Below are 18,288 nucleotides of genomic sequence, written 5' to 3' on the forward strand. Positions count from 1 at the left end.
TAAATCCCTGATTTTTAATCCAATTGTTGCTATTGGCAGTACCAATAGCATAAGGCTCGCCACCAAGGCAGGCCCAGAATTAAAGCAGAGGAGACAGCGGTGATTAAAGGCTTGAAGAACAGGGCCGCGTTGCGGCGTGGTCAATTGTGGGTTGCAGCCAGTGCTGCGGTGCTGGTGTTGGCGGGCTGCCTGGGCAGCAGTGACAACGCGGTTACGGGATCGGACACCCGCACCAACCCGAATGAAAACCCCAACCTGAAATACGATGTCAGCATTACCCGAACCACCTACGGTGTGCCGCACATTCGCGCCAAGGATTACAGCAGTTTGGGTTATGGCCAGGGTTATGCTTTTGCGCAAGACAACCTGTGCGTGTTCCTTGAAGATTTGCTGACTATTCGCGGTGAACGTTCACGCTTTTTTGGCCCGGATGGCACGTACACGATTGAACCCAATGGATCGACAGCCAACAACGTGGCCAGTGACTTTTTCTGGAAAAGCCTGTTTGCTTTTGAGGAGGAGGGCGCCGATGGTGTAACCCGCAATGCCTGGCAGCGCACACGCGACAAGACCATTCCCGATTTTCAGAATGTGGTGGCTGGCTATGCCGACGGTGTGAACCGATACATTGCGGAACTGAAGGCCGGTGAACATGAGTATGAGCAGGCCGATGGCAGCAAATTGCCCGCACATGCCGCCTGTTCCGATGCCGAATGGCTGGCCCCAATTACGGCTGACGACATGTACCGCCGATTTGTGCGCCTGGCCGTGTTGGCCAGCAGTTCGGTGTTTGTAAGCGAAATTGGCAATGCCCAACCCCCCGCTACATTGCCCGTGGCCAGTGCAAGCCCTCAAAAGCTGGGCCGCAGTGCCGCCCAGCAGGTGGCTTTGCTGAAGGCCAATCCCAACCCCTTCACGGCGATGCAGAACAAAGACCACTTTGGCAGCAATATGTACGCCTTTGGCAAGGATGCAACTGCGAACGGCCAATCGTTGGTCTACGGCAACCCGCACTTTCCGTGGAAGGGTACTGAGCGCCTTTACCTGAGCCACAACATTCTGGAAGCAAATGGCGAAAAAACCATGGATATCATGGGTGTGGGCCTTTACGGCGTGCCTGCGGTGTTGATTGGTTTTAATGAACATGTGGCCTGGAGCCACACGGTGTCAACCGCCTTTCGATTTACGCTGTACCAGTTGCAAATCAACCCGGTCAACCCCACCCAGTACCTGTACGAGGGCGAAATGCGCGACTTGATCGCATTGCCCACCGAAATTGAAGTGAAGCAACCCGATGGCAGCATTACCACCATGCAACGCACCATGTACCGGAGCCACTATGGCCCCATGCTGGTACTGGAGGCCAGTGGTGTGCCTGTATTGGGTTGGAACCAGTTGATGGCCTTTACCCTGCGCGATGCCAATCTTGAAAATGATCGCCTGATTAATCAGTTTGCCAAGTGGAACCTGGCCAAGTCGCTGGAGGAATTCATTGACTTGCATGCCAGCGAACTGGGTGTGCCTTGGGTGAATACTGTGGCCAGTGGGCCAGGCAAGCCTGCGTACTATGGCGATGTCACCGTGGTGCCGCATGTGACTGATGAAAAAGTTGCGGATTGTGCCGCCGAGCCATTCAACTCTGTGGTGGGTCAGCTGTCGCCCGGTTTGCCTGTGTTGGACGGATCCCGCGAAGCCTGCGAGTGGGGCAGCGACCCTGATGCACCTGCGCCTGGTATTTTTGGCGCGGGCAACCTGCCCACACTACAGCGCGACGATTATGTAACCAACTGCAATGACAGCCATTGGCTCAGTAACCCACGCCAGCCACTGACCGGTTTCAATCGCATTATTGGCGATGAAAATGCAGAACGCACTTTGCGCACCCGCTTGTGTACCCTGCAAGCTGAACGCCGCTTGGGCGGTGCCGATGGCCTGCCAGGCAATCGCTTTACGCAAGACAATCTAAAAGAAATTGCATTGGGCAGCGAGATTTACTCAGCCACTTTGGCCAAGCAATCGGTGGTGGATGCGTTGTGCCAGGTGCCGGTGTTGCTGAGTACCGGTTTGATGCCAGTGCAAACTGCCGATGCCTGTGCCGCGTTGGGTGCCTGGGATGGCAGGGCCAACCTGGACAGCAAAGGCGCGCACCTGTGGCGTGAATTCTGGCGCCGTGCCATTGCAAACCCCGGGGGCCTGCCCGTGGGTGCACCGCAACTGCATTTGCCTTTTGATGTGCCAGTGCCTTTGTCATTGCCGACCAATTTGTGGACCAATGGGTTCAACGCTGCAAATCCGTTGAATACACCGAACACCTTGAATCTTGCCAATCCCTTCACTTCTGCCGCATTGGCGGATGCCATTCTGGCGGTGCAGGCGGCGGGTTTCGCGCTGGACGAACCATTGGGCAATATTCAGAAATCAGGCGTGCAAGCGAGTGCCACGCCAATTTTCGGCGGCACAAGCCCGGAAGGTGCATTCACTATTGTGAGCACCGAACCCGGTCGCCTGAATTCAGAAGGCTACAAGGTGACTTTCGGCAACAGCTACATTCAGGCGGTAACCTGGGATGACAAAGGCAAGCCACAAGCCGATGCCATGTTGACTTATTCACTGTCGACTGACCCGGCCAACCCGCATTTTGATGATTACACCAAAGCGTACTCCGAGAAAAACTGGGCACGGTTGCCTTATACCAACGCGCAGATTCAAGCCGCTAAGGTTGGTGAAACCAAAGTGCTACGCCAGCAAAGGGCGTCAAACTGAGCATGCCATAAGTGTTAAATTGGCAACAATTGTAAAGTAACCGAATAAGGGGCTAAAACCGCCCTTTATTCGCGCATGCGGCTTGCTCCCATCGATGCAACATCGAGTTGTAAAATGGGGAACGTTCGCGATGAAACAGTTCGAGTCTGGCACCGGGGCCTACGCCTCGGCTTCGGTTGGCCGCAAACTTGAGAAGCTGGAGAAAAGAGACACACTCAGCCTCGCCGGGTTTGCTTTCCTTTGTGCTGCTTTGTCCTTCGCACTTGGGCATACCTACGCAACGAGAAATGCACAAAGCGTTGAAAATTTGTTCCACAGCAACATTGCTGAAGTGCGATCGCTGGTCGTACAACGCATGCAACTGTACGAGTACGGCGTGCGTGGTGCACGGGGTGCCGTGGCCTCTGTGGGGTTCGATCATTTCACGAGAGCACATTATCTGAAATATGCTGCCAGTCGTGATTTTGATCGCGAATTTCCGGGAGCTCGCGGATTTGGTGTTATTTATCGCGTACCGAATTCGCAGTTGGCTCAAGTTGAAGCGTCGCTACGCGTTGAATATGACCAAAATACGTCCGTAAGATCGTTGGGTGAACATGAAGGCGACAAATACATCATTCGCTACCTTGAGCCCTATGCAAGAAACAAAAGCGCCATCGGCCTTGATATTGCGTCTGAAATTAATCGAAAAACTGCCGCCGATTTGTCTGCCATTTCAGGCAAAGCCACATTGACGGGTCCAATTACCGTATTGCAGGCACTGGAAAAAAAGGATTCTGCCTTCCTGCTTCTTCTTCCAATTTACGACACACCAAATAGTAACGATGCAACGGCGCAAGCTAAGCCGATGCTGAAAGGTTGGGCTTATTCGGTACTGGTGTTCAATGAAATTATCCAGCACGTGAATTTTGCTGCCAATCACCTGGCTGTTCGCTTGACCGATGTGACTGATGCAAGCAATTCCGAGCCCTTTTACAGCACCGATGGGTGGCATGTTGCCAGCCATGAACTGAAAGATTCAATTGAGTTTCAAGTGCATGGCCGTACCTGGCGAATGGAGGTCAGTGCCATGCCATCCATTTACCTAGAGCCTCAACCGTACAACATGGGCTTTACTGGTTTTCTGCTTGTACTTGTTAACTTCAGTTTGTTTGTGGTGGCCTACTTGCTGCTAGTGGCCAAGCAACGCTCGGTAATTGAGCAGCGACATCAACTGGCACTGACCGGGTCCATTATTGAAGCCTCCTCCATGGGCTCTTTACTTGTTGACTCCGAGGGGCGAATTGTCCGCCTGAACCGACGGATTGCAGAGATGTTCGGGTATGCCGAAAAGGAACTTCTGGGGCAGATGGTTGAAATGCTTGTGCCCACTGAAATACGCGCGGTACATGTCAAAAACCGTGAGGAATACGATGGTCGGTATCTACAAATGGCCAACCAACGGCAAATTTTCGGTCTGCGTGCAAATGGAGAAACATTTCCTCTCGAGGTCACCCTGAACAGTATTCATGTGAATGATAAGCGGTATGTGCTGGCCGGGATCAGCGATATCACAGAGCGGGTTCGTTTTCTCTCCAGAATTCAGGAAAGTGAGGCAAGCTGGCGAGGTTTGGCCAATTCATTGCCGCAGTTGGTGTGGACCATGAATGCAGAAGGACAGGTGGATTTTCTCAGTGATCAATGGGGCGCGCGACCAACAACAGAACAGCATGCGGATGCACAATTCCACAGCAGTATTCATCCCGAGGACTGTGCGCGGGTTATGGAAATGCTTGCGCAGGCCATGCAAAATCGCACAAGTGGCCAAACCGAATGTCGATTGAAGCGACTTTCTGATGCGGACTATGAATGGTATGACATGCAACTGGTGTCTTTCAAAGATGACGCCGGTCATGTTTTAAAGTGGATTGGGTCGAACACCAACATCCAGTTGAGGAAAAAGGCAGAAACGGAAATTCTGGCTTTGAATACAGGCTTGGAGTGCACAGTGCAGGAACGCACCGCTGCGCTGCAAAAAGCACAGCAAAACCTGAGCGACATCCTCAATTCAGTACCCAGTATGATCGGGTATTGGAATCGACACTTGAGCAATGAATTGGCAAACCGACCTTTGCAGGAATTCATCGACAAAGCCAGACAAATTCAGACAGATTCCGAGAAAGGAAACCTGTTTGAGCAGTTGTTTGATATCAACAGTATTCATATTCAGGCGGCACTCTCAGGGCGTCCCATCCGATTTGAACAGCAGGTTTGGTTGAGCACCGACATGCCAAGTTATTTTGATATTCATTACATACCGCATCAGACCAATCAGAAGATCGTGGGCTTGTATGTGCTGATGCAAGATATTTCCGAGGCCCGTCGGGCGCAACTGCATGCCGAATTGATTTCACGGCAAAAATCATCGTTTCTCGCGGTGATGAGTCATGAAATCAGAACGCCCTTGAATGGCATTCTTGGTTTGGCTGGTCTGTTGGCTGAAAAAATTCAGGATGAAGAACTGAAAAAAGATGCCGTATTTTTGCGAGGCAATGCGCAAACACTCACGGTGATTCTCAATGACATTCTGGATATATCCAAGGTTGAAAGCGGCAAGCTGAAGCTGGAGCATGTGGCATTTAATCTGAAAGAGCAGGTGGATTCGTGTTGCATGCTGCATCAAATTCCAGCACAGGAAAAAGGCGTGGCGTTTAAAGCCCACTACACTGGATTCAATGCTGAAACAACTTTGGCGGGCGACCCAACTCGCCTGCGGCAGGTGCTTCACAATTTGCTGTCCAATGCAGTCAAGTTCACATCAGCAGGACAGGTGTCGCTGAAGGTGGACTACCGGCGCGGCAATGATGAAGTCAATGTGTTGTGTGTCGAGGTGGCCGATAGCGGCGTTGGAATTCCGAAAGAAAGTCAAGGCAGTATTTTTCAGCCTTTTTACCAGGCGGAAAGCTCCACATTCCGAAAATTTGGTGGAACTGGCTTGGGTTTAAGCGTGATCAAGGCGATTGTGAGTGCCATGAGCGGTAAGCTGTGGTTCAATTCCGAGCCAAATGTGGGCACCACTTTTTTTGTCGAAGTTCCTCTGGAAGAGTTACACATTGAGCGACCACTTTTCAGCAAGGACAATTCGGTTGGCTTTGTATCTCCACGCCATATCTTGATCGTAGATGACATGCCCCTGAACCTGAAGGTTTTGAGGAAGATACTGGAGCATGATCAACACCGGGTGGAGCAAGCCAGCGATGGGCTAAGCGCATTTGAATTGTGCGAAACAACAAAGTTTGATTTGATATTTCTCGACATCAGCATGCCGGGCATGGATGGCTATGAAACCGCACAGAAGATTCGCGGGCAAAGTGCCTTGAACAAGTTCACCCCAATTGTGGCCTTGAGTGGGCATGCGTTTGATGAAGATATTCAAAAATCACTGGCCTGCGGCATGACCGCACACTTAAGCAAACCAATTGATGTAGACAGGATACGCCAGAGAATTTTTGAGTTAACTTGAAATACACACCTATAACTGTCGGTAGATACAAATGAATAACGTGACCGAGTACCTGCCGCATGGCTTTTGCATTGCATGGAATCCGCAACTGCTGGCCATGCATGTTATTTCAGACCTGCTGATTGCAATCGCCTACTTTTCGATCCCGATCGGTATCGTCTATGTGGCCAAGCGCCGACCCGATGCGGTGTTACAACCCGTTTATTATTTGTTTGCGGCATTCATTCTTGCCTGCGGCGTAACGCATGTCATGGGTATTCTTACCCTGTGGGTTCCGCTGTATTACACCCAAGGCATTACAAAAATGGTCACTGCCCTGGTGTCAATTGCCACGGCAATTTACCTGCTACCCAAATTGAAGCACATCATGGCTTTGCCCGATCTGGCCAAACTGACCCAGATCAATTCTTCCTTGGCGCAAGAAATTGAATCGAGACGACAGTCTCAAGAACTCGCGCTTCAGGCCCAAAAAACGCAAGCGGCCTTTCTGGCCAATATGAGCCATGAAATTCGAACGCCAATGAATGGGGTATTGGGCACAATCGATCTGTTGCTCGACACGGAATTGAAACCTGAACAACACCAACTTGCTGCGGCTTCCAAGCGCAGTGCTGCTTCATTGCTTGGCTTGCTCAACGACATTCTCGACATTTCAAAAGTGGAAAGCGGACAGATGACTTTGCGCAACAACCCGCTTGAACTGGCAGAGGTGTTTACCGATGTTGAAGCGGCATTGACCTTTGAAGCACAAAGCAAAAACATCGAATTACACTGCCCTGCCGAGGCTGTGCCTGATGTCACTTATCTGGGCGACTCCGTGCGACTGCGGCAAATTTTGCTGAACCTGGTGGGCAATGCCATCAAGTTTACCGATGTGGGCCATGTGAAAGTGACCTGTCGGGAAGTGTCCCGAACCGGGCAACAGGCTGTGCTCGAATTCACCGTGAAAGACACCGGTGTGGGTATTGCTCCCGAGCATCAAAAGAACCTGTTCAAACGTTTTACACAGGTAGACAACTCCAGCACAAGGCGCGCGCAAGGCAGCGGCCTTGGCTTGGCTATTGTGAAAGAACTGGTGGAGCTTATGGGGGGGCAGGTGCACATGCAAAGCAAGCCGAATCAGGGAACCGAGGTGGTATTCACTTTGAAGCTGGCAGTGCAATTACCGATTGATTCTGCCACAGTGGAACCCGCCGCTGGGCAGATTTTTGCGGCACCCGCCGTTGCGAAATTTCGCGGAATAATACTGGTGGTTGAAGACGCTGCCATGAATCAAATGGTGGTGTGCAAAGTGCTGGAACGCCTGGGCCTGGAGTCCAAAATTGCCAACAACGGGCAAGAGGCGCTTGACCTGCTTGCGAAAGAATCATTCGACCTGGTGCTGATGGATGGACAAATGCCGGTGATGGACGGTTACGAAGCCACTAAGCTTATTCGAAGCGGTACAGTGCCCGGCATTAACAAAAACATACCCGTGGTGGCGCTGACCGCCCATGCTATGGTTGGAGAGGACCAGAAGTGTCTGGATGCCGGCATGAACGACTACCTGAGCAAACCACTTGAACGCGACAAGTTGATTAAGGTGCTAGGCAAATACCTGAAGCAGGTTTAACTGTTTCAGGTGGGTTGAACACATTGGCGAAGCGCCAAAATTTGGCGGGCAATGTCAGCCAGTTCGTCAACCGCTTGCTGACAGTTCACCAAGTCGTTTTGTTTGGCAGATTCTTCAAGCCGTTTGACCTGTGGCGAGAACCTTAGCAGCCCCAGGTTTTGAGCAACACCCTTGAAGTAATGTGCCTTGGTGGCCAGGTTGGCGAAATCGCCTTTCTCGACTTGCGCCTGAAGGTTTGCGCGCTCGGCTGTGAACTCGGCCAAAAACATGTCGAGAATTTCCAGCAGCAGATCGTGATCATCACACATGCGATCCAGCGTGGTTTCCAGATCGATTTCAGATGACAAGCTGCTCAGGTTCATTGGCAAGAATTAATGTGTGAGATTACCGATAAGTTTACTTTAAATTATTCATTCGCTCGTCATGTTCTTTGCGCAGCGTTTTGCGCAATTCTGCGTTGGCATGGCGCTTTTTGTCTTTGTCTGTTCGGGGTTCCAGCTGGGGTACTTTGCCGGGCGTGCCATCGGCATTCATGGCCACCATGGTGAAAAAGCAGCTGTTGGTGTGGGTGGCAATGCCCTTGTGAATGTCTTCGGAAACCACCTTGATGCCCACCTCCATCGAGGTGTTGCCGGTGTAATTCACACTGGCTAAAAAAGTAACCAGTTCGCCCACGCGAATGGGCTGTCGAAACAGCACCCGGTCAACCGACAACGTGACCACATACATGCCTGCATAACGGCTTGCACAGGCGTAAGCCACCTGGTCGAGCAATTTCAGAATATGCCCCCCATGCACTTTGCCGCTGAAGTTGGCCATGTCGGGGGTCATCAGCACGGTCATGCTGAGTTGGTGGTTGGGAAAGGGCATGGTGGTGCGCGCGCAGGAGTGGTCGAAGAAAACAGTGTAGCGCGCTTGCAGGCGCGGTGACACGTCTACAATGAGCCTTGGATTCATTTGCGGAGAATGCTTTGGCTGCAGAGCTGACCAAGTACGCCATTTGGCTGCTAAGCCCCCTGGGCCTGTGGATTGCCCTGTCGATGCTGGGCATGTTGCTGCCCAGCCCCTGGCGGATGCGTGCGGTGGTTTTGGCCCAATTGCAGTTGCTGGCGTTCAGCTTGCCCTGGGTTGGCGAAGCCCTGCTGGGCCCGCTGGAAGATGAAGCCTTGGTGATGGAAGCCAACCGACCCCTGCCCGCACAAGTGGACGCCATTGTGGTGCTGGGCGGCGGGTTGGAGGGCCGGTACGACGGTGTGCGCGCATTGCCCGATTTGAACGATGCAGGCGACCGGGTGTGGCAAGGCGCACGGCTGTACAAGCAGGGCGTGGCCCCACGCCTGGTGCTAAGTGGCGGGCAGTTTGGTGCAGACCCGCGTAAAGAAGCCGAAGCCCCCGGCATGAAAATGTTCATGTTCGACATGGGTGTGCCAGAAAACGCCATGTTGCTTGAAGGCAGTTCGCGCACCACATTCGAGAATGCGCTGCGCACCCGCGAATTGCTGGGCGAAGGCGCGCGCAATATTGCACTGGTCACCTCGGCCTTTCACATGGGCCGCGCAGTGTTGTGGTTTGAAAAGGCAGGTTTCACCGTGTACCCGGTGCGCACCGACATTCGTGTGTTGAACGAAGCGCGTCCCTTCTGGGAGTGGTTGCCCAAACCGCAAGCCCTGGATGAAAGTACTATTGCGATTAAAGAGCACCTGGGCCGTTTGCAGTTGAAGGCCAGTGGTGCGTATGAATCGGGGGGCAGCCAGTGAAAGTGTTCAAGCACATGCTTGTTGTGTTAACGGGGTTCATGCTTGCGGGTGCGGTACAGGCGGGCCCGGTGCTTGAATCGATCAAGAAACGCGATACCGTGCGCTGTGGGGTCAGCAGTGGTGTAGCCGGTTTTTCTGCCTTGGGCAGTGACGGGCAGTGGCGCGGGCTGGACGTGGCTGTGTGCCGTGCCGTGGCCGCAGCCGTGTTGGGCGACGCACAGAAAGTGCAGTTCACGCCGCTTAGTTCGCAACAGCGTTTTGCGGCTTTGCAGGCTGGGCAAATCGACATACTTTCACGCAACACCACCTGGACATTAAGCCGCGATGCCGGTTTGAATGCGCACTTTGCCGCGATCACTTATTACGACGGGCAAGGCATTTTGATGCACAAGCGCTTTGGCGTGAAAAGCGCCAAAGAATTGAAGGGCGCGGAAATTTGTGTGCAGTCGGGCACGACCAACGAGAAAAACCTGAGCACCTACCTGGGCACGCAAGGCATCACGGCCAAGGCCATTGTGTATGACAACTTCGAGGCCGCCTACAAAGCTTTTTTCAGTGGACGTTGCCAGGCATTTTCAACCGATGTATCGGCACTGATTGGTTTGAAAAGCAGCCAGAGCGGCAAGCCCGATGACTACGTGGTGCTGCCTGAAGTGTTTTCCAAAGAACCACTGGGTCCTGCCGTACTGCGCGGGGACGATGAATTTTTCGCCATCGTGAAATGGGTGGTGTTTGCCATGATCGAAGCCGAAGAACTGGGCGTGGGAAAAGCCAATATTGAACAAGCGTTGAACAGCAATAACCCGGCCGTGCAGCGCTTGCTGGGCGGTGCGGAAAATCTGGGAAAGCCCTTGGGTTTGCCGCGCGATTGGGTGCTTAAAATTGTGCAGCAAGTGGGCAATTATGGTGAGGTGTTCGAGACCAATTTGGGCAAGCAATCGCCTTTGAAACTGGAGCGTGGTTTGAACGCGCTGTGGACTGAAGGTGGGTTGATGTATGCCCCGCCTTTGCGTTGAAGGTGCGAACCGGTGAACTTTGAATTCCTTACGGACCCCGCCGGTTTTGGCCTCAGCGAAGGCTGGCTGCAAGTGGCTTTCAGTTCACCCTACTGGCAAATACTGTTGGCGGGTTTGCTCAACACGTTGAAGGTCGGCTTGCCTGCCCTTGTGCTGAGCACTTTCCTGGGCCTGTTCATTGGCCTGGGGCAATTGGCCCAACATCCGCTATTGAAAGGTCTGTGCAGGGGCTATATCAACCTGTTTCGCAATGTGCCTTTGTTGCTTCAACTGTTGGCCATTTACTTTGCCATTACCCAGTTTTTGCCCATTGCCAGCCAGGCCTGGTCTTGGGGCGACTCGGTGTTCTTAAGCAAAAGTGGTTTGGCTTTTCCCGCATTTTCCGAGGCACCTGTGCGCGGGCGTTTTTCGATCGAGGGCGGCTGGGTACTAAGCCCGGAATATTTGGCCGTGCTGCTGGCACTGGTGGTGTACACCGCTGCCTTTGTTGCCGAGATAGTGCGTGCCGGTGTGCAGGCCGTGAAACCTGGCATGCGGCAAGGTGCTTTGGCTTTGGGCCTGAACACCGCCCAAACCACTCGCTACGTGGTGTTGCCTTTGGCCTTGCGCGTGGTGGTGCCGTCATTGTCCAACCAGTATTTGAACCTGCTGAAAAATGCATCGCTGGGTGTGGCTGTGGGCTATCCGGAATTGGTGTCCGTGGCCAACACTGCAATTAACCAAAGTGGCAAGGCTGTGGAGTGCGTGCTCATTATTCTGGTCACTTACGCCCTGCTGAGCGCTGTCGCTGCGGGTTTAATGAATGTGCTTAACACACGTGTGAATCGGGGGGCCTTGTGAACCCTGCCGTGTTGTTCAATCGTTTTTTGTGGGTGGCCCTGCCATTGCTGTTGTTGCCGCTGGCCTGGGCGCTGGTCGACTGGGCCTTGCTTGGCGCAGTGTTTCGCCCTGATTTGCAAGCTTGCCAACAAGCTGCGGGGCAAGGTGCCTGCTGGGGCGTGGTGGCAGAAAAATGGCGGCTTAATTTGTTTGGCCGTTACCCGATAGAAGAACAATGGCGCGCAGCCACGGTGCTGGTGCTGTGGTCGGTCTTGTTGTTTGCAACCGCCGCCCGAATTTTCAAGCCCAACACAGCGTTCACCTTGTGGGCATTCGCAGTGCCCGGCAGTGCGGTGTTGCTTTATGGTGGCTTTGCCACAATGCCCACGGTGCCCACCAACTTGTGGGGTGGCCTGCCACTTACCTTGATATTAAGCACGGTGGGGTTTGGCTTGGCATTTCCGCTGGCGCTTTTGCTGGCCTTGGGGCGGCAATCTGCATTTGCACCCTTGCGCAGGTTTTGCATTGCTTACATTGAGGTGTTGCGTGCCTTGCCGCTGGTCACCGTGCTGTTTCTTGCCGCGTTTGTTTTGCCCTTGTGGCTGCCGGGCGAGGGCCTTGATTTGTTCACGCGGGTGCTGCTTACCATCGCCCTGTTCAGTGCCGCATATTTGGCTGAAGTGTTGCGCGGTGGTTTGCAGGCCGTGCCAGCTGCTCAGGGGCAGGCCGCCAAAGCATTGGGCCTGAATGTGATTCAGCGCAATGTGCATGTGGTGTTGCCGCAGGCCATACGCGCATGCCTGCCCAGCCTCACCAACAGCTTCGTGACCTTGTTCAAAGAATGTTCGCTGGTCACCATTGTGGCCTTGTTTGAGCTGACTGGTTCGCTAAGCCTTGCCCTGGCGGGCGATGTGCAATGGCGCAGCTTTTATCTGGAAGGTTATTTGTTCATCGGCTTGGTGTACTGGGCCTATTGCTTTGGTCTGTCGAAAACGGTCAAATAGAAAACAGGATTGCTCTCGTTAGAATTGAATTTCTAGCGCAAAAAATACATTCAGTGTACATTTGTACACTAATAAATCAATCCACACTCGAATTCCGATTCGGAGACACTGCATGAGCAAGAAAGAAGATCCCAGCACCGGCGAGAAACTGGAAGGCACCCTGATGTTTGTGGGTGACACCATTGCGCAAGCCACCACCCGGGTGCATGAATTCCACCGCGCCATCAGCGACATGCCATTCAAAGCTGTGGGTGCGGCCACGCTCAATGCCAGCAAGCCGGTGGAATCGGTTCACAATGAAATTACCGATCTGGTGTATGGCGCAGTGCGCGAAGCGGGCAAAGGCGTGTTTTCCGGTGCGGCCTGGGTCGTGCGGCAAGCCAACCAAAGTTTGGCATCGCCACAAATTATTGATCAGGCCATGGGTGGCGAGTTGATGGACGATGTCGACCACTTGCCAGTGCCTGTTGCACCCAACGCAAAAACCGACAAGCGTGTTTCTGCCATTTCAAGCGCAATCAATGGTGTGTTTGGCGACCACTTGGCAGCCACACGCAACCCCATGCAAGTGCACATGAATTTGTACGCCAACGGGCAGGCCTTGCAGCCCGATCAGGCCGCTTTGCTGGCCCAGTTTCCCGATGCACATAATCATTTGGTCATTTTTGTGCATGGCCTGTGCTGCAACGAAGACAGCTGGCAAATGTATTACAACCCCAGCGAACCTGCCACCCGCCCTTATGGCGACAAGCTGCAAGACGATTTCCCGGTCACCTCGCTTTATCTGCGTTACAACACGGGCCGCAACATTGATTCCAATGCCCGCCAGTTCAAACGCATGTTGAACAAGCTGGTGCGCAATTGGCCTGTGGCGGTGGAAGGAATTACTTTGGTGGGCCACAGCATGGGCGGCCTGATCAGCCGCTCGGTGGTCGAAGCATTGACCGACGACGACATTATTTTGAAACGTGCCATTCGCGACGTGGTGTGCCTGGGTTCACCCCATGCCGGTGCGCCACTGGCCCGCCTTGCTGCTGCAGGCGAGCAATTGTTTGGCAAATTTGAATTGGCCCGCCCCATTGGGCGGGTTCTGGGTGTGCGCTCACGCGGCATTCGCGATTTGGACTACGGCATGGGCGCGCTGCAAACCCGCGATGGGCAAGAAGTGATGTTTCACTTGGTGGGTTCCACCATTGGCGATCACACTTCGTCCTGGCTCAACACCACAGTGGGCGACGGTTTGGTGACACCCGATTCCGCCCTGGCCGACGACACCGGCAAGGCACAACGGGTGACCTTTGCGCAAAAACATCACATGATTTTGCTCAACGATCCTGACGTGTTTCTTGAATTGAAAATGGTGCTGCGCCAGCACCTGCGCCCGCGCTTAGGGTGAAACCTGGCGGCGCGATTAAAAATTGTAGGTCGAGGTTTTGCTTTCCTGCAAAAACACGCGTTGTGTGGTCAGCAGGTAGTTCACCAACAGGTCGGCATACGTGCGCTTGAACTTCGATTCACGCATGCCCGTCTCCACCAGGTTCAGGCCGTAGTATTTCAGGGCCAGGTGGGCTTGCTGGCATTCTTTGGTCCAGCAATCCAGTGGCTCAAGAATTTGATTCACCGCGTCTTGAAAACCCGTGGTGAAGTTCAGGAAGTCTGCCTCATTCATGTCTTCAACCAATTCCAGCGCATTGTGCTCGGCATGCATGTGCTGTGCATGGGCACCATTGCGTGGTCGGGTTTGAAACACATTGAGAAACTGAAACAGCAGGGGTTCGGGCAAATGCGAACTGGGCACCCCGTACAACAACTGCACACGGCTTAAGTCGATTTGCAACTGCATGGCGAACAGGCCGCTGATGTTGCGAGAACTCAAGGCCCAGCAGGCACCCAGCGTTTCAAAAAACACCTCGCGCTCGAAGGAGTATTTTTTGTAAGGGCTGCTGTGCAACACTTGGTAGGGTGCTCGAATGGTCATGCTGTATCCAATGCCTTGCCGTTCATCGTTTATGTATTGTCGTCGGCAAATTACGGATATGGCATCGCATAGGTGAGGGTTCACCGTTTACGGGGAGGTTCACCATTTCAGGGGGTAGGTTTCCCCTAGGTGGGGGTGGTGTTCTCGAGTAGTTCGGAATACTTCTTCACCAACGCGGGCCACACAGTTCGAATTTGGTCCAGCACTTCTTGGGCGTCGGTGGTTTGGTTGTTCAAGCCCTGCTCAAATTCCCTGAACACTTGGTGTAAGGCTTTCTCGCCCAGCAAGGCGAGCAGGCTGACCATGGAATGTATTTCACGCACAAAGGCCACTTCGTCCATTTGGTCCAGGTGGCCACGCAACTTGGCGGGCAGGTCGGCACAATGTTGAATGAACAAATTGGGCAAGGCGGGTGTTGCAGGCAATATTTCCGGGGCTGACGGGCTGGTGTGCAGTAAATCAGCAAGCGTGAGGTACAGCACGCCGGCTTCCACGGGTTTGGCGATAAAGTCGTCCATGCCCAATTCAAGGCAACGGGTGCGTACTTCAGAAAAGGCGTGCCCGGTCAGGCCGACCAGCGGGGTGTCCATCCAGCGGGTTTGGTCGCGCAACCATTCTGTGAACTCATAGCCATCCATCACCGGCATTTCAAGGTCGGTAATGATGACGTCAAAGTGGGGTGCGTCATCGGGGTCGAGCAATTCCACACCCTCTTGCCCATGCTCGCACAAGGTGACCTGCATGCCAGCGGCCTTCAGGTATGAACTCACCAGTTCCTGGTTCACTGGGTGGTCTTCCAGCACCAACACCCTTTTGCCTTGCAGGGTTTCGGGATATTCCCGCACAGCGTTGGGCTTTTCTACAAGCTGAAAATCGGCCCTGGGTGCCGCGCAGATGTCTTGCATCAACACAGGGTGGGCAAGGTGCACCAATTGTTTGGTCAACTCAGTGGGCAGCAGTTGCAACAAGGTGCTGTCGGCTGACAGCAGGTCGCGATCAATGGCCACTAATCGCAAGGCCGGGTTGCTTAAGTGCGCCAGCAGCTCGGCAGGCAGGGGGGCGCCAAGGTCGAGCAAATCCGACTGCAGCAGTACCCAGTCGCAGGTGTTGTCGTTCAAATGTTGTATGCATTGGCCCAGTGTGCTCACCACCACCGCTTCCATGCCGCTGGCATTGAGCACCGACATTACGCAGTCGGCCACCGGGCCGGGTTGGTGCAACAGCACGCCGCTTTGGTAACCCAGCGGCAGGGGTTCTATCAGAATATCGCTGTCGTACATCACCGGCACCGAGAACCAAAAGCAGCTGCCCACACCCGGTGTACTTCCCACTGAAATTTCGCCGCCCATGCGAATCACCAATTCACGGGCAATGCTCAAGCCCAAGCCCGTGCCGCCATACACACGGCTTATGCTGGAGTCGCCTTGCGCAAACTTTTCAAAAATGCGTTCCACTTGCGACTTGCTCAAACCCGAGCCGGTGTCGTGCACTTCAATTCGCAAATCAAGCCCCGTGTCCGAGCGGGTTTGCAACCTTGAATACACCCGAATTGAGCCGCTTTCCGTGAACTTCACGGCATTGCTCAGCAGGTTGCTCAGCACTTGCCGCAGCCGGGAAGGGTCGCCCACCAGGCGTTGGCCCAACTGGTTGGAGTAACCCGGTGCAACTTCGTTTAACAACATCAGTTTGCGACTGGCCGCCTGGCTTTGCACGGCGAGAAATGAATTGGCCAGCACTTCATCGAGCGTGAACGGGATGTGCTCGAACTCCACCATGCCAGCCTCGGCCTTGGAGTAATCCAGAATGTCGTTGAGCAAGCCCAGCAGTGATTTCGCTGCGTCTTGCACCTTCAGCAGGTAGTTGCGTTCCTGCTCGGGCAAATCGGATTTCAAGGTGAGTGCGGTCATGCCCAAAATGGCATTCATGGGCGTTCGGATTTCATGGCTCATATTGGCCAGCAACATGCCGCGTGCTTCCACCTGGGCCTCGGCGCGTTCCCGCCCCATTTTCGCTTCCAGCGCAATCAACTCGGCAGACCGTGCGGCATCGCCTTGCTCCAGTTCGCGTTTGAATGAACCAATCATCAAGGCGAAGCCTTTGACCAGGTTGCTCATCTCGGTCACAAAGCGTGGTTCAGGCAAGGTTACGCTGTAATTGCCCTGTGCAATTTGCTTGCTGACTTTGTTCAGGTCGCGCAGCGGGGCCACTACAAATCGTTGCAGCACTGCAAGGCCCAGCAGCGCCATTAACGTGACCAGCAAACCCAGATACAGGTCGAAATTTGCAGTGGCCTTGATGTTGTCGGTCTGCTCGGCAATCACGGTTTGAAAGCCCAGTTCCACGGCGCGAATTCGGCCTTGAATTTCAGCGCGAATGGCATTGCTCATGCCCAGGTATTCTTCGGAGAACAACATTTGAATGGCCAGGTCGTCGCGCACCGGGGCTTCCGACACATACTTGCTCGCTTCGGGGTCGTAAAGCCCTTGTGTCAAGGCAAATACAATTTGCTCGCGTTCGCGCAGCTTGCGGCTCAACGCCAAAATAGTGATCACCGAGGCTTTCACATCGTCGCTCAGGTTGGGCGCTTCATTTTGTGGGGCGAGCAGGCGGCTTTCCAGTGTTTCGCCTTTTGCCAGGATCAGGGGCACTGCCTGGGTGTTGCCTGCAATCAGTTTGCTCCAGTACACATCGTCGACAGGTCGGGCGTACTTGCGTACACCAGCATGTGCATCCAGCAGCTCGTAGTAATTCACCAGGTGTTGACTGTTTTTGCTGACCACAAAGGCGGCCACCAACGTTTGCAGCGCATCGAATTCCGATTGCAGCAGGCTCAATTCATTGATGGCATTGAGGCGGGCAGTCAGCAGCGCTGTTTGCGAGGTTTGCAATTGGTCGGCGCGCTCGCTCATCCACACATTGGAGGCAAGGCCAAGCAAAGTAGCAAACAACACAAAACGAAACAGGGCCGCCAGCTTCATCAAGCAAACAAGGCAAGTGTGGACAAGCCCCTATTCTTACCGGAAAAGCTTAGTGCGTGTGTAGTGATTGCAAAATCAGCCAAAACGCCGCAACAATCATGACCGCTGCAAAGCTTCGGCGCAGGGCTTTTTCAGGCAGGTAGTGGGCAATGGCCACCCCGGCAGATACCGTGAACAGGCCACCAAAGGCCAGCGGCAAACCCAGTTCCCAGTTCACGCGGTGGGCGTTGGCATAGGTGGTCAACGCCATCACTGAGCTTGGTGCCACCAGCGCCAGCGACAAAGCCTGTGCCGTGGTTTGGGTGTGCTTGAACACGGTGGTCAGCATGGGCGTGGCCACCAAGCCACCCCCCATGCCCAGCAACCCCATGCTGGTGCCGCCCAGTACGCCCACAATGGGCATGGTGGCTGTGCGGGGTTGGTCAGAGCTATTTGAATTTGCGCTGGGGTTTTTCCGCAGCAACAACATGCGCAGGCCCACTGCCAAAATGAACAGGTTGAATATCCAGTGCAGCAGGTCTTGATCCAGGCGCACAGCCAGTTTGGCGGTTAGCCAGGTGGTCACTGTGGCGGTAATGCCAATGGCAGCCACGGCCACCCAGGGCAGTTTGTGGTGCTGGTTGTAACGCCACCAGACAATCAGCAAATTCGGCACCATCAGCACCAGTGCGGTGCCTTGTGCCAGGGCCTGGTCCATGCCAAACCCAATAATAAAAAGGGGGACAGCGATAATGCCGCCCCCGATACCAAACAGTCCACCAAAGAAACCCAAGGCAGCGCCCAACGACAAAACAAGGAGCAAATCAGGAAGAGCGAGCCAAGACATGGGGTGTGGTGTGCTGGTGATGTGGAAGCGCCC

The 18,288-nt window shown here is 54.0% G+C and carries 13 protein-coding genes; 8 read left to right on the forward strand and 5 right to left on the reverse strand.

What is annotated here, in order from left to right; all coding sequences use genetic code 11:
* Positions 1–99 precede the first annotated feature (99 nt).
* The 3 genes from P0D43_RS03375 to P0D43_RS03385 all read left to right on the forward strand — a co-directional run bounded on the left by P0D43_RS03375 (position 100) and on the right by P0D43_RS03385 (position 7,877).
* Positions 100–2,763, forward strand: coding sequence for a penicillin acylase family protein (locus P0D43_RS03375; protein ID WP_394673238.1), 2,664 nt, complete (start codon positions 100–102; stop codon positions 2,761–2,763).
* Positions 2,764–2,893: 130 nt separating this feature from the next.
* Positions 2,894–6,265, forward strand: coding sequence for a CHASE domain-containing protein (locus tag P0D43_RS03380; protein ID WP_394673239.1), 3,372 nt, complete (start codon positions 2,894–2,896; stop codon positions 6,263–6,265).
* Between the two features lie 31 nt (positions 6,266–6,296).
* On the forward strand, positions 6,297–7,877 hold the full coding sequence (locus P0D43_RS03385; protein WP_394673240.1) for an ATP-binding protein: 1,581 nt from the start codon (positions 6,297–6,299) through the stop codon (positions 7,875–7,877).
* A gap of 5 nt (positions 7,878–7,882) precedes the next feature.
* On the opposite strand, the gene P0D43_RS03390 is transcribed toward P0D43_RS03385, so the two are convergent.
* Positions 7,883–8,239, reverse strand: coding sequence for an Hpt domain-containing protein (locus P0D43_RS03390; protein WP_394673241.1), 357 nt, complete (start codon positions 8,237–8,239; stop codon positions 7,883–7,885).
* Between the two features lie 34 nt (positions 8,240–8,273).
* The gene (locus P0D43_RS03395) at positions 8,274–8,747 is read right to left on the reverse strand and encodes an acyl-CoA thioesterase (protein WP_341237392.1); all 474 of its coding nucleotides are present in this window, start codon (positions 8,745–8,747) and stop codon (positions 8,274–8,276) included.
* A gap of 77 nt (positions 8,748–8,824) precedes the next feature.
* On the opposite strand from P0D43_RS03395, the gene P0D43_RS03400 reads away from it, so the two are divergent.
* The 5 genes from P0D43_RS03400 (at position 8,825) to P0D43_RS03420 (ending at position 13,869) form a co-directional block, all read left to right on the forward strand.
* Complete coding sequence (locus tag P0D43_RS03400; RefSeq protein ID WP_394673242.1) at positions 8,825–9,634, forward strand: YdcF family protein; 810 nt, start codon at positions 8,825–8,827, stop codon at positions 9,632–9,634.
* 14 nt (positions 9,635–9,648) lie between these two features.
* Positions 9,649–10,650 (forward strand): amino acid ABC transporter substrate-binding protein, encoded by a 1,002-nt coding sequence (locus P0D43_RS03405; protein ID WP_341237385.1) that lies wholly within the window; start codon positions 9,649–9,651, stop codon positions 10,648–10,650.
* A 12-nt stretch (positions 10,651–10,662) separates the two neighbouring features.
* Positions 10,663–11,490, forward strand: coding sequence for an ABC transporter permease subunit (locus tag P0D43_RS03410; protein WP_341237386.1), 828 nt, complete (start codon positions 10,663–10,665; stop codon positions 11,488–11,490).
* A complete protein-coding gene (locus P0D43_RS03415; protein WP_394673243.1) occupies positions 11,487–12,473 on the forward strand; it encodes an amino acid ABC transporter permease in 987 nt (328 codons plus the stop codon). Before P0D43_RS03410 ends, P0D43_RS03415 begins: the two co-directional genes overlap by 4 nt.
* 112 nt (positions 12,474–12,585) lie before the next feature.
* A complete protein-coding gene (locus P0D43_RS03420; protein ID WP_159569462.1) occupies positions 12,586–13,869 on the forward strand; it encodes a triacylglycerol lipase in 1,284 nt (427 codons plus the stop codon).
* A 15-nt stretch (positions 13,870–13,884) separates the two neighbouring features.
* On the opposite strand, the gene P0D43_RS03425 is transcribed toward P0D43_RS03420, so the two are convergent.
* The 3 genes from P0D43_RS03425 to P0D43_RS03435 all read right to left on the reverse strand — a co-directional run bounded on the left by P0D43_RS03425 (position 13,885) and on the right by P0D43_RS03435 (position 18,255).
* Positions 13,885–14,451, reverse strand: coding sequence for a hypothetical protein (locus P0D43_RS03425; RefSeq protein WP_159569464.1), 567 nt, complete (start codon positions 14,449–14,451; stop codon positions 13,885–13,887).
* 125 nt (positions 14,452–14,576) lie between these two features.
* Entirely contained in the window at positions 14,577–17,429 is a 2,853-nt protein-coding gene (locus P0D43_RS03430; RefSeq protein ID WP_159569466.1) for a hybrid sensor histidine kinase/response regulator, read from the reverse strand.
* Positions 17,430–17,478: 49 nt separating this feature from the next.
* On the reverse strand, positions 17,479–18,255 hold the full coding sequence (locus P0D43_RS03435; RefSeq protein ID WP_394673244.1) for a sulfite exporter TauE/SafE family protein: 777 nt from the start codon (positions 18,253–18,255) through the stop codon (positions 17,479–17,481).
* Between the last annotated feature and the right edge of the window lie 33 nt (positions 18,256–18,288).

It is taken from the genome of Limnobacter sp. (assembly GCF_043511195.1).
Lineage (GTDB): Bacteria > Pseudomonadota > Gammaproteobacteria > Burkholderiales > Burkholderiaceae_B > Limnobacter.